General features: G+C 65.0%; 9 protein-coding genes. 7 read left to right on the forward strand and 2 right to left on the reverse strand.

Annotated elements, in window-relative coordinates:
• The first annotated feature begins 122 nt into the window (after nt 1–122).
• The 3 genes from X743_RS150355 to X743_RS150345 are packed head-to-tail and all read left to right on the forward strand — an operon-like array spanning nt 123 to nt 3,030.
• Nucleotides 123–1,289, forward strand: coding sequence for a glycosyltransferase family 4 protein (locus X743_RS150355; protein ID WP_023766741.1), 1,167 nt, complete (start codon nt 123–125; stop codon nt 1,287–1,289).
• Nucleotides 1,286–2,089 (forward strand): WecB/TagA/CpsF family glycosyltransferase, encoded by an 804-nt coding sequence (locus X743_RS150350; RefSeq protein WP_023766742.1) that lies wholly within the window; start codon nt 1,286–1,288, stop codon nt 2,087–2,089. Before X743_RS150355 ends, X743_RS150350 begins: the two co-directional genes overlap by 4 nt.
• Entirely contained in the window at nt 2,086–3,030 is a 945-nt protein-coding gene (locus X743_RS150345; RefSeq protein WP_023766743.1) for a DUF6492 family protein, read from the forward strand. The genes X743_RS150350 and X743_RS150345 overlap by 4 nt, the downstream gene beginning before the upstream one ends.
• Nucleotides 3,031–3,055: 25 nt before the next feature.
• Here X743_RS150345 and X743_RS150340 read toward each other — a convergent pair whose 3' ends face one another.
• Nucleotides 3,056–4,351 carry a lipopolysaccharide biosynthesis protein gene (locus X743_RS150340; RefSeq protein WP_023766744.1) on the reverse strand — a complete coding sequence of 432 codons (1,296 nt, stop codon included), beginning with the start codon at nt 4,349–4,351 and terminating at the stop codon, nt 3,056–3,058.
• A 200-nt stretch (nt 4,352–4,551) separates the two neighbouring features.
• On the opposite strand from X743_RS150340, the gene X743_RS150335 reads away from it, so the two are divergent.
• The 4 genes from X743_RS150335 (at nt 4,552) to X743_RS150320 (ending at nt 11,103) form a co-directional block, all read left to right on the forward strand.
• Entirely contained in the window at nt 4,552–7,203 is a 2,652-nt protein-coding gene (locus tag X743_RS150335) for a GumC family protein (protein WP_023766745.1), read from the forward strand.
• 186 nt (nt 7,204–7,389) lie between these two features.
• Nucleotides 7,390–8,289, forward strand: coding sequence for a bifunctional methylenetetrahydrofolate dehydrogenase/methenyltetrahydrofolate cyclohydrolase FolD (folD, locus tag X743_RS150330; RefSeq protein ID WP_023766746.1), 900 nt, complete (start codon nt 7,390–7,392; stop codon nt 8,287–8,289).
• A 28-nt stretch (nt 8,290–8,317) separates the two neighbouring features.
• Nucleotides 8,318–9,316 (forward strand): GlxA family transcriptional regulator, encoded by a 999-nt coding sequence (locus X743_RS150325; RefSeq protein WP_032923168.1) that lies wholly within the window; start codon nt 8,318–8,320, stop codon nt 9,314–9,316.
• Nucleotides 9,317–9,444: 128 nt separating this feature from the next.
• Entirely contained in the window at nt 9,445–11,103 is a 1,659-nt protein-coding gene (locus tag X743_RS150320) for a VWA domain-containing protein (RefSeq protein ID WP_023766748.1), read from the forward strand.
• A gap of 66 nt (nt 11,104–11,169) precedes the next feature.
• Here the strand turns inward: X743_RS150320 and edd are convergent, their stop codons facing one another.
• Nucleotides 11,170–12,993: a phosphogluconate dehydratase gene (edd, locus tag X743_RS150315; RefSeq protein ID WP_023766749.1), complete on the reverse strand. Its 1,824-nt coding sequence runs from the start codon at nt 12,991–12,993 to the stop codon at nt 11,170–11,172.
• Nucleotides 12,994–13,011: the final 18 nt, after the last annotated feature.

Raw genomic sequence — 13,011 nt, forward strand, 5'->3', positions numbered from 1 at the left:
AGGTTTCGTTAATCACCTTGAACGGAGAAGCCCGCCGGCTATGGGCTTTCGGCCGCTGATCGTGATGGCTTAATCAAGGGTTCACCGCGCTTTGCTACCGGCTACACCACAGGATAGGTGAGATGCATCTGCTGTTCGCCACATCGATCGTGCCCGATGGCGCTCTCGCCTCCGGTTACGAGATCGCCAATGCTGCAATCATCGCCGCCTTGCGGCGCGCTGGCGCGCGCGTCACGGTCATCGGCTTCACTTGGCCAGGGAGGGCCGCGGCCGATCCGGAAAACACCGTCGTGCTGGGTTCCGTCGACGTGCGCACCGAAAATGCCTCCGCGCCGCAAAAGCTGGCCTGGGTCGGCAAGGCGATGCTTTCGGGTCTTACCTTCGCGTCAGTCAAGTTGCGGGCGGTGTCCGACAGCGATGTTCTCGCCGCCATCGAACGCGCCGGCCCCTTCGACGGCTATGTATTGAACTCCGTGCAGTTCGCCGGCGCTTTCGAAAAGCTCTTCGAAGACCTGCCTTCGATCTTCGTCGCCCACAATGTCGAGCATCTTTCGGCACGGGAAAATGCCGCTGCCGCCACCGGCATCTTCCAGCGCCTGTTGTTCCGCCGCGAGGCAAGGCTGCTCGAGGTCGTGGAAGAGCGTCTCTGCCGTCATGCGCGCTTCGTCTTCACGCTGGCCGAGGAAGATCGTGCAGCCCTTGGTGTTGCCTCCGACGACCGCTCTGCGGTGCTGCCGCTGGTAACCGGCGCCAAGGCCCGGAAAGGCCCGCGCCACATCGACTGTGACGCGGCGCTGATCGGCACCTGGACTTGGCAGCCGAACCGCATCGGCCTCGACTGGTTCCTGGACAAGGTGGTGCCGCATCTGCGGCTCGATTTCCGCATAAGGATCGCCGGCAGCATGCCGTCAGGCGTCACCTCGGCGCATCCGGGTGTCGAATTTGTCGGCCGCGTACCCGATGCCCAGGCCTTCGTGCGCGCCGCCGCCGTCATCCCGCTGATCAGCACCGCCGGCAGCGGCGTGCAGCTGAAGACCATCGAGACCTTCGAGCTCGGCCTGCCTTCGGTCGCCACCAGCCGCTCGCTGCGCGGTATCGATTATCGTCCCGCCAATTGTGTCGTCACCGATGATCCACACGGCTTCGCCAGGGCGCTGGAAGCTGCCGCAGCCGACATCCGCGACGTCGACGGCAGCGCGTTCCATCGCGAGCAGATCAGGGCGCTTGATGCCGCCATCCGGCTCGGCCTCGAAAAAATCGGAGTGGTCAGGCAGGAGGCGTTTGCATGAACATGCACACCGCCCGCGCCGCGTCCGGGCTCGACAAATTGAAGACGATCCTCGGAATCTCGGTGCTCGCCATCCGCTGGGATGACGCGATCGCCCTGCTGAACCGGCTGATCTCCGAGCAGCGCTTCACCAAGGTCAGTTTTCTCAACGCCCACAATGCCAACATCGCCTATACCGACCCTGTCTTTGCCGAGGCGCTCAACGATTTCCTCATCCTGCCGGATGGCATCGGCGTCGATCTCGCCGCAAAGCTGCTCTACGGCGCGCCGTTTCCGGACAATCTCAACGGCACCGATTTCATACCGGCCTTCCTGCAGGCATCGACGAGGCCGCTGACCGTCGGGCTGCTAGGTGCCACGCGTGTCAACGCCGAGGCGGCGTCGGTCAAGCTGGCGGCCCTTGCCACGCAGCACCGCTTCGTGGTCATTCACGACGGCTATTTCTCCGCCGCGCAGGAACCGGAGATCATCGGCCGGATCGCAAGGCTGCGGCCTGATATGCTGCTGGTTGCCATGGGGGTGCCGCGCCAGGAATTGTGGATCGAACGCCACATCGACGAACGCCATTGCACGCTGCCGATCGCGGTCGGCGCGCTGCTCGATTTCCTGAGCGGCTCGGTGCCGCGAGCACCAATGTGGATGCGCCGCCTGAGGCTGGAATGGCTGTTCCGGCTGGCGATCGAACCGGGCCGGCTCTGGCGCCGCTACGTGGTCGGCAATCCCTTGTTCCTGTGGCGGGTCGTCGAGCAGAGATGGTCGGGCGGCCGGGCTGTCGCGGACGCGCCCGGAGAACTCCGTTGAACAAGCGATTCGTCCCAGACCCCCTTGCCGGCTCGGGCTTGCTGCCGAAGACGCCGACGGCGGCCGTGGTTACGGCAAGCTACGCGCCGGATTTCGAGCGTTGCCGCCTGTTGTGCGAGACGCTTGACCGGCATGTCTCGGGTGCCGCGCACCACTACATCCTGGTCGAACATCGCGACGTCGCGCTTTTCCGCCAGTTGCAGACCAGCCGGCGCACGGTCGTCGATGAGCGGGACCTGCTGCCGCGTTGGCTGCGCGCTTTCGACGATCCGCTCAGCCTGTTTCGCCGGCGCGTCTGGCTCAGCCTGAAAACGCAGCCGCTGCGCGGCTGGCATGTGCAGCAGTTGCGCCGTATCGCGATATCGGCCCACGCCAGGGAAGACGTGCTGGTCTTCTGCGATTCCGATGTTGCGTTCCTCAGGCCTTTCGACTGCAGCGCCTTCTGGCGCGACGGCAAGGCGCGGCTGTTCCGCCGCGATGGCGTGCTTGCCGATGATGTGCTTGCCGATGACGGGCATGACGAGCACCGCATCTGGTCTCGCAATGCCGGCTCGGCGCTCGGCATCGACCCGTCCCGAACATCGGCCCACGACTATATCTCGACGCTGATCGCCTGGCGCCGCGACACCGTGCTGGCCATGTGCGGCCGGATCGAGAAGGTCCATGGCCGCGACTGGGTCGAGGTCATCGGCTCGGCTCGGCAATTCTCCGAATGCATGATCTATGGCCGCTACGTCGACGATCTGCTCGACGGCGCCGGCCACTTTCACGGTTCGCAAGAGTTCTGCCGCGTCCACTGGACGGGCGAGGCGCTGTCGGACGACGAGTTCCGCCGCTTCGTTGCCGGCATGGCGCCGGAGCAGGTGGCGATCGGCATGCAGTCCTTCATCGGCACCGACATCGGCCGCATCCGCCGCCTGATCGGGCTGGCTGAGGCATGATGCGGAAGAATAGGAACCGGATGCCCTATACCGGCTTTGCCGGCCTGCGCAGCGCCGAATAGGTCAGCAGCATCGACGCGAGATAGAGCAGCAGGAAGACGATGTTGAGCGACAGCACCAGCTTCGGCGTGTCGGAGATGGTGGTCAGCACATAGGTCAGCAGCAGCGCCTTCAGAGCGGCGAGCAGGCCGAGATTGAGCGCCCGCACCAGCGTCTGGCCGCGCGCGAACAGAAGCTCGGCCTGGTATTCGACCAGATTGCGCAGTCCCGGAACGCAGATCGCCAGCGCCACCAGCGGGGCCGCTTCGGAGACGTTCCTGCCGAGCGCGTTGGGGAAGAAGTGCAGCACGATGCCGAGCGTCAGCAGCGCAAGCGTCGAAACCGCGAACACACCGCCCTCGATGCCGCTCTTGACCGCCAGCCGTGACAACAGTTCGGGCGCGCGCATCATGCGCTGCACCAGCATCATCGAGAAGGTGCGGATCGGGATCGCGGTCAGGTCGACCAGCCGCATGATGATGGCATAGATACCGGCCAGATGCGGCCCGCCGATCGCCAGCACCAGAAGCTTGTCGAACTCCATCTGCAGGTAGAACAGCACCTCGGCGCCGGCCACGTAGACGGAATCGGCGAGCCGCCTGAGATAAAGCTCGATGCGCAGTCGCAGCCGCTGGCGCGGATAGAACCAGCCGAAAGCCAGAAGCAGCGAGGCGGCATTGGCGCCGATATAGAACCACGACCATACCCAGACGCTGTGCTGCGCTGAGATCATGAAAAGCACCGCGCCAAGCGCGCGCAGCGCCGTGGTCAGGATCGCCAGCAGGGCGGCGCGGCCGAACTTGCCCAGCCCGTTGTTGACGATCAGCGCCACTTCGACCGGCCGCCACAGCAGCGCTTCGGCGAACACGATCGCCGAAAACACCGGCAGCGGCACGGTGTTGGCGAAGAAGATCAGATAGACGCCGAACGAGGCTGCCGCCAGCAGCGGCAGCGAGACGATGCCGAGCAGCAGGAAGCCGGCGGTGAAGGTGCCGATCAGGTTGGGCCGGATCGTGGCGGTGCGGTAGAGCGCCGAAATGAAACCGAAGGCCAGGAGCCGCGACAGCATCACCCCGGCGGCGGACGCTGTCGCGAACATGCCGAATTCGGAGATGGACAGCGTGTTGGCAAGCGCGATGAAATAGGCCAGCGAAAACACCAGCCGACCGCCGGCGCCGCTGATGGCCGAAAAATAGTCGCGGACCAGCCCCCGTCGTTCGGCCACGAAAGTGCCGATCCGGGCGAGGGGCCGCCTTTGCGGTATGTCGCTGGCCTCAGTCATGCGTCAAGAAAATGCATAGGTGGGAAAGCTTAACGTGCCGTTCTGAGGCTTTTGGTGCGTTGGGAAAATTGTGCCGCCGGGCCGAGAAACGGCATGCCGGGCGGGCAAAAATTAACGTTTTGTTTTCCATGCCTGTTTAGCGTGGCTTAACGAATGGCCAAGCGCCGTTCCGCAAGCCGCCAAGGGTAAAGCTCCGGACAATGGCTGACAGGGAAAACCGCGAGGACTGGAAGCGTGAGCGTTCGCTGCTGGCGCTCGGCCGGGCCGTGCGCGGTGAGGACGATCCCGACCCATCCCTGGTCTTGATCGGGGACCGGGCCGATCCGTCATGGCGCGAGGATGCCGCCACGCGCCATCGTCTTGCCCGTTCACGGCGTCAGGCCCGTACGGATCCAACCTCGTCTNGGCGCGAGGATGCCGCCACGCGCCATCGTCTTGCCCGTTCACGGCGTCAGGCCCGTACGGATCCAACCTCGTCTGCTGACGTCGGAACCGGGCGGTTCCGGCCGGACGAACAGCCGGAGGCGGCTGCACGGGAAGACGCCTGGCGTGCGCAGGACGACTATGGCGCTGGTGATCCGCCGCCGCGCATGGCTCGCGCGAGGATGGCTCCCGAGCAGGTTTCCGCCAGCGCCCGCTCTCATGACAGATCCGGATCCCGCCGGGATGGCGAAGCCGATGCATCCTTTGGCGATCGCGGCGACGATCAGCAATGGAAGCCGCTGATCGATCCGATGCAGGTGGTGCGCGGCGTCGCCAGGTCCAAGCTGCTGATCATCACCACGACGATACTGGGTGCCGGGCTCGGCATCGCCATCGCGCTGTCGACGCCGAAGAAATATGAGGCCACGGCCGAACTCATCGTCGATCCGCGCGACCTCAAGCTCACCGACCGGGATCTCACCCAGAATGTGGTCGCCTCCGACGCCACGCTTGCCATCGTCGAAAACCAGGTCCGGGTGCTGACTTCGGGGACGGTGCTGAACAAGGTCGTCGACAAGCTCAACCTGGTGAACGATCCGGAGTTCAATGGCGAGGGGTCCGGCGGCCTCGGCATCAGGTCACTCATCCATTCGATCCTGTCGCGCGAGGACGGCCCGGGCAGTGTCGACGAGGTCCGTCGCCGTGCGCTCGCCGTCGGCAATCTGGCCGAAAGCCTTTCGGTCGAGCGCGGCGGCAAGACCTTCGTCATCACCGTCAGCGCGACCACGCAGAATGGCGAGAAATCCGCCCTCATCGCCAACACGATGACGGACGTCTTTCTCCAGACCTTCGGTCAGATCCAGTCCGATACCGCCGGCCGCGCGACGGACGAACTGACTGCAAGGCTCGATGAACTGCGCAAGGGCGTCGAGGCGGCCGAGCGCAAGGTCGAGGATTTCAGGGCCTCGCACGATCTTGTCGACGCGCAGGGCCACCTGATCAGCGACGACGAAATGCTGAAGCTCAACGAACAGCTCTCGGTCGCCCGCGCCCGCACGCTGGAGCTCAATGCAAGGGCGGCTTCGGCGCGCTCGGTCGACGTCAATTCCGTGCTCTCCGGCACCCTACCGGAAGAGATCAACTCCAACACGATGAGCGACCTGCGCTCGCAATATGCAACGCTCAAGCAGGAAGCCGACCGCGCCGCCATCCGGCTCGGGCCGCGCCATCCCGAACTCCAGGCCCTCGACGCACAGATCGCCGGCGCCCGCGACCGCATCGCCGGCGAATTGCGCCGCATCGCGTCGTCGCTGCAGGTCGACCTGAAACGCGCCGTCCAGCTCGAACAGGATCTCTCTTCTCGCCTTGCCCAGCTCAAGGTCCGTAGCGGCGACGTCAACAACGATCTGGTGTCGATGCGCGAACTGGAGCGTGAAGCCACCGCCAAGCGCTCCGTCTACGAACAGTTCCTGCTGCGCGCCAAGGAGACCGGCGAGCAGAAGGACATCAACACCGCCAACATGAACGTCATCTCCAAGGCCTTTGCGCCGCTCGAGGCGAAAGGCCCGTCGCGGGCCGTGACGGCGCTCGCCGGCTTGCTGCTGGGCTTTGCCTCCGGGATCGGCCTCGGCGCTATGCGTGGCGCCTATGAAAGCTTGCGCGAGACCGCGACATCGCGCTCGCGCCGTGACCGCAAGGCGCCTCTCGAAGACCAGGCGTTCCGCGCACCCCCTCCGCCTGCGCCGCCAATGCCGGCAGTGCCCATGCCCCCGGCACCGCCTGCTCCTCCGCCTGCCTCGGGGCCTCCCGCGCCTATCGCGCAGGCCGAAGCCGTTGCCGAAGAACGTCCGGGGCGGATCGGCGCACTGATGGCGAAGCTGCGCAACGCCATGTCCAGCAAGCCGTCCGCCGAGGCGGACGACGACAACTCCAGCGAGTTCGCTGCCTTTGGCGAAGATGCGTGGCCGGCGGATGCCGCCATGCCTTCTCGCTATCCGAAACCGAATCCCGCCTTCATGCCGCCGCCGGGCGCGACCGCCTATCCGCGGCCGCCTTTTCAGCCAGGCTTCAACGCCGCCTATTCAGGGCCGATGGGCCCGCCGTCGCGGTCGCCCGTGATGCCGCCGCAGGCGAACTATCCGGCGCCCCCCTTGCCGTCCTATCCCCCGGCACCGGTGGGCCATCCCCAGATGCAGCCATGGCGGCCGCCGGCGGGCTCTCCCTACGCCCAGGCCATGGTGCCCTATGCCGGGCCGTATCCGCAACCGCAGCCGCAGGCCTATCCGGCCCAGCCGCCGGCGGAGCCTCGTTCGCAGGTCGAGGAAAGCGCCGAACAGGCGCCGATCGAGGAAATTCGCGCCAGCCTGCGCGAATTCCGTGAAGCGGTCCGCGAACTCACCGAGAGCCGAGCCCGCCGCCGCTATTTCTGAGCCATACGAAAGTCGCTGGTGCCGAACAAAACCGTGCCGGTTTCGAGTAAACGGCATGAGACGGCGCTTTGACGGGATTGCATGCTTGAATTTTCGTGACAATGCCGCGCTTGTGCAAGTCGCCAAAGGCATGCCCTTGGAACTTGATCCGGGATTTGAGCGAAACGGTGTTGAGGGTAATAGTCCATGGCCGAAGTGATTGATGGAAAGAGCGTTGCCGAAGACGTGGTGCGGACAGTCAAGGCACTGACCGCCGCACTGGTCGCCAAGGGCAAGGCCAAGCCAGGCCTTGCCGTGGTCATCGTCGGCGAGGATCCGGCCAGCCAGGTCTATGTCGCCTCCAAATCCCGCACCGCCAAGGAATGCGGCTTTCATTCGCTCCAGCACACACTGCCGGCGGACACGTCCCAGGACGCGCTGCTGAAGATCATCGGCGAGCTCAACGCCGATCCGGCGATCAACGGCATCCTGGTGCAGCTTCCGCTGCCCGGCCATATCGACGCCGGCAAGGTCATCCAGGCCATCGCGCCACAGAAGGACGTCGACGGCTTCCATTTCATCAATGTCGGCAAGCTCGGCACCGGTGAACTCGACACCGCCTTCGTTCCCTGCACGCCCGCCGGTTCGATGCTCCTGATCGAGCGCGTTCGCGGCAAGGACCTGTCGGGCCTCAACGCGGTTGTCGTCGGCCGTTCCAACATCGTCGGCAAGCCGATGGCCAATCTCCTGCTTGCCGCCAATTGCACCGTCACCATCGCCCATAGCCGCACCAAGGATCTGCCGGCGCTGGCACGCACGGCGGACATTCTTGTCGCCGCCGTCGGCCGGCCGGAAATGATCAGGGGTGATTGGGTGAAACCCGGCGCCACCGTCATCGATGTCGGCATCAACCGCATTCCAGCGCCCGAGAAGGGCGAGGGCAAGTCCCGCCTCGTCGGCGATGTCGCCTATGCCGAGGCGGCCAAGGAAGCAGGCGCCATCACCCCGGTACCCGGCGGTGTCGGGCCGATGACCATTGCCATGCTGATGGCCAATACGTTAGCTTCAGCCTACCTTGCGGCCGGACTGAAACGGCCCTCCTTCTGAGCCCGGGTTGTCCCTGAAAGCCACAGCTTTGCCTAACCCCTCTGTTTCCCAGGAACGGCCGGTCACGAATGATCCCGTTCAAGGCGGCCGGCAGTTCGCCTTCCTGCTGGTCGACAAGTTTTCCATGTTCTCGCTGGCCGCCGCGATCGACACGTTCCGGTCGGCGAACCGTCTGCTTGGCCGCGATTTCTACGGCTGGACCACGGTATCGGCCGATGGCGATCCGGTGATGGCTTCCAACGGTCTGCCGCTCAAGATCGACTACAGCGTCGCCGACCTGCCGCCGGTCGACATCCTCTTCGTCTCGGTCGGCCTGACGACGGAATTTCCCGGCAAGAGCAAGGTTCTGGCTGCCCTGCGCAGCTGGGGCCGGCGCGGCAACGCGCTTGGCGCGCTCTCGGTCGGATCCTATTTGCTGGCCGAGGCCGGCCAGCTCGACGGCTATCGTTGCACCATCCATTGGGAAAACCGCGCCGGCTTCGTTGAGCGTTTTCCCGACATCAACTGCACCGGCAACGTTTTCGAGATCGACCGCAAGCGCTACACCTGCGCCGGCGGCACCACCTCGATCGACCTGATGCTGGAGATCGTGCGCGGCGATTTCGGCTCGAACCTCGCCAATGGCGTCGCCAACCAGTTCCAGCACGAGCGCATCCGCTCGGCCGGCGACCGCCAGCGCGTCGGGCCGGAGCGGGATCTGACCGGCAAGTCGGAGAAGCTCAGGCGCATCGTCGAGCTGATGGCCGACCATCTCGACGAGCCGCTCTCGGCGGTGCAGCTCGCCAAGTCGGCCGGCCTGTCGGTGCGCCAGGTGGAACGCCTGTTCCTGCGCCATCTCAACGTCACGCCCGGCCGCTACTACATGCGGTTGCGGCTGGAACGGGCGCGCGAATTGCTGCGCCAGACCAACATGCCGATCCTCGACGTGGCGATCGCCACCGGCTTCACCTCGCATTCCTATTTTGCCCAGAGCTACCGGCTGCAGTTCGGCCGTCCGCCTTCTGAAGAGCGCCGGACGACTTACTGAGCTGCTCCACGCTACAGCGTGGCCAAGACTCCAGGGACCTGAGGACAGGGCCGCGTCCGGGCTTGTGTCCCAAGGTGGGCTCAAATAGCTTCGGCCGGCGAACGGGGTGGATCAATCAGGAGATTTCGATGGCGGGACTTGCACGGAGCGTCGCTGCGGCGATCCTCCTTTTGTCGATGACGACGTTCGGCTTTGCCGCCAACAAGGTCATCATCATTCTCGACGCTTCCGGGTCGATGTGGGCCCAGATCGACGGCAAGCCGAAGCTCGAAATCGCCCGCGAGTCGCTCAGGACCGTGCTGCAATCGGTTCCCGCCGACGATGAGATCGGCTTCTTGGCCTATGGTCATCGCGAGAAAGGCAGCTGCGACGACATCCAGCTGATCGTGCCGCCTCAGGCCGGCTCGGCAAGCGCCATCACGGATGCCGCGGACAGTCTGAAATTCCTCGGCAAGACGCCGCTGACGGCAGCCGTCAAGCAGGCGGCCGAAGCGCTGAAATACACCGAGGACAAGGCGACGGTCGTCCTCATCACCGATGGACTCGAGACCTGCGGCGGCGACCCCTGTGCGCTTGGCAAGGAACTCGAAGCGTCCGGTGTCGACTTCACGGCCGACGTCGTCGGCTTCGGCCTGACCGCCGATGAAGGCAAGCAGATCGCCTGCCTCGCCGACAACACCGGCGGCAAATACATCCAGGCCTCCGACGAGAAGGCGCTGCAGGAAGCCTTGGCCGAAACCGTCGCCGCCCCGTCGCCAGCGCCAGCACCCGAACCTGCACCCACTCCGGCACCCGAGCCTGCCAAGCCGGAATTCAATTTCATGCCGACGGCCGTGCTTGCCGAGGGCGGTGAACCGGTCACCGACGGCAATGCCTGGGAAGTCTACAAGGCAAAGTCCGACGGCACGCGTGGCGACAGCGTCACCACCGAATATGGCGCCTACAAAGCCAATCTGGAACCGGGCGATTACGTCATCGTCGCGCGCGACGGCGAGGCCAAGGTGGAGCAGAAGGTCAAGATCGAGGCAGGCCAGGTCGCCAAGCCGCTCTTCACCTTGAATGCCGGCACGCTCGTCATTCATCCGCGACCAAGCGCGGGGGCGGATGTTGTCGATGGCGCGGCTGTCGTGATCGAATACCCAAGTGCCGATAATCCCGCGACCTACTATGGGACCACCAAGACCGTGTTGCCGGCCGGCGACGAGAAAGTGACGGTCACGATCGGCCAGGGCGTGGTTTCCGAGACGATACCGCTCGCTGCCGGCAAGACAGTTGAAATGGACATCATCGTCGGCGTCGGACATGTCGCTGCCAACGCCTATTATACAGCCGGCGGCGATAAGGCCGACGGTTCGGGCATCGGCTTCAAGATCGTGAAGGCGAAAAAGAAGATCGACGGAACCCGAGACGAGGTGACCTATGCCTATGGTCCCGACAGCAAGTTCGATCTGCCGCCTGATGACTATGTGTTGATTGCGACGGTAGATCTTGCAGTCGTCGAGCAGCCGTTTAACGTCAAGGTCGGCGAATTTCAGGATGTGAAGGTCACCATGAATGCCGGCGTGCTGGCGATCACCGCGCCCGGGGCCTCGAAGATTGAGATTTTCGAAACCAAGAAGGACATCAACGGCAACCGCAAGTCGCTTGGCTACGCATACGACCAGAAGTATCAGGCGGCGATACCGGCGGGTGACTATGCCGTCGTCTCGGAGAAATCGGACAACAGCTCGAAGGAAGGCACTGTGACGGTCAAGGCCGGCGAGCGCGCTGAGTTGACGGTGCAATAGGGTCGCATGGATAGCCTAAAAGGGCGGCCACGAGCCGCCCTTTTTCATGGATGAGACGGGATCACGTCAGGCAGTTCCAAATGCGCTGGCGCCGTGGTCGGCGCGTCCGACCAGTTGCCGGAAACCGGCGAAAAGTTCGCGGCCGAAGCCGAACTCGTTGCCGATGAGATCGGCTTCGGCGGTGCGGCGCAGCGCGAACTCCGTCCCCGGCACCAGCACCTCCAGCGTGCCGGCATCGGCGTCGAGGCGGATGACGTCGCCGTCGTGGATCCTGGCGATAGGACCGTCCTCGACGGCCTCCGGCGTCACATGGATCGCCGCCGGCACCTTGCCGGATGCGCCCGACATGCGCCCGTCGGTGACCAGCGCCACGCGCTGGCCGCGATCCTGCAGGATGCCGAGCACGGTGGTCAGCTTGTGCAGTTCCGGCATGCCGTTGGCCTTCGGTCCCTGGAAGCGGATGACGGCGATGAAGTCGCCTGTCAGCGTGCCGGCCTTGAACGCATCGTTCAGCCCCTGCTGGCTGTCGAACACCTTGGCCGGTGCCTCGATGAGGCGCCGCTCCGGCTTGACGGCGGACGTCTTGATGACGGCGTGGCCGAGATTGCCCGCCAGCACCTTCAGGCCGCCGGTCGGTTGGAAGGCCTTGCTGAACGGCGCCAGCACCTTCTCGTCGCCACTCTGGAGCGGGACTGCCTCGCGCACCACGGAGCCATCAGCGCCGAGCTTTGCTTCGACCGCATAGGGCCGCAGGCCTTCGCCCCAGACCGTCTGCACATCCTCGTGCAGGACGCCTTCGTCGAGCAGTTCGCGGATCAGGAAGCCGAGCCCTCCGGCGGCGTGGAAATGGTTCACGTCGGCAAGCCCGTTCGGATAGACGCGGGCCAGGAGCGGTACGGCTTCCGAGAGGTCGGAAATGTCCTGCCAGGTAATGGCGATGCCGGCCGCCGCCGCCATGGCGATCAGGTGGATGGTGTGGTTGGTCGAGCCGCCGGTGGCATGCAGGCCGACGACGCCGTTGACGATAGAGCGCTCGTCGATCATGCGCCCGACGGGCGTATAGGCATTGCCGAGCGCGGTGATCGCCAGCGCCCGCTTCGTCGCCTCGCGGGTCAAGGCCTCGCGCAGCGGCGTGCCGGGATTGACGAAGGAAGCACCCGGCGTGTGCAGGCCCATGATCTCCATCAGCATCTGGTTGGAGTTGGCCGTGCCGTAGAAGGTGCAGGTGCCTGGCCCGTGGTATGATTTGGACTCGGCTTCCAAAAGTTCGGCGCGACCCGCCTTGCCCTCGGCATAGAGCTGGCGGACCTTGGCCTTCTCATCGTTGGGCAGGCCTGTCGTCATCGGACCGGCCGGAATGAACACCGCCGGCAGGTGGCCGAAGGTCAACGCCGCGATCACCAGTCCCGGGACGATCTTGTCGCAGACGCCGAGATAGACGGCGGCGTCGAACATGTTGTGCGACAGGCCGATCGCGGCGGCCATGGCGATGACGTCACGCGAAAACAGCGACAGCTCCATGCCCGGCTGGCCCTGCGTGACGCCATCGCACATCGCGGGCACGCCGCCGGCCACCTGGGCGATGCCGCCGGCTTCACGCGCGGCCTCCTTGATCAGGGCGGGGAAGGTTTCGAAAGGCTGATGCGCCGACAGCATGTCGTTGTAGGAGGTGATGATGCCGAGGTTCGGCACCTTGTCGGCGCCGAGCGCCAGCTTCTCCGAAGGGCTGCAGACGGCGAAGCCATGGGCAAGGTTGCCGCAGGACAGCACCGACCGGTTGGCGGTCTGGTTCGAGGCTTCGGCGATGCGGCCGAGATAACGCTCGCGTCCTGGCTTCGAGCGTTGGCGGATGCGCTCAGTGATGGCTTCGATATCGCGTCTTGCGGTCATGGTCGGTCCTTTCGAGCC

Origin of the sequence: Mesorhizobium sp. LNHC232B00 (genome assembly GCF_000502435.1) — a bacterium.
Taxonomy (GTDB): Bacteria; Pseudomonadota; Alphaproteobacteria; order Rhizobiales; family Rhizobiaceae; genus Mesorhizobium; species Mesorhizobium opportunistum.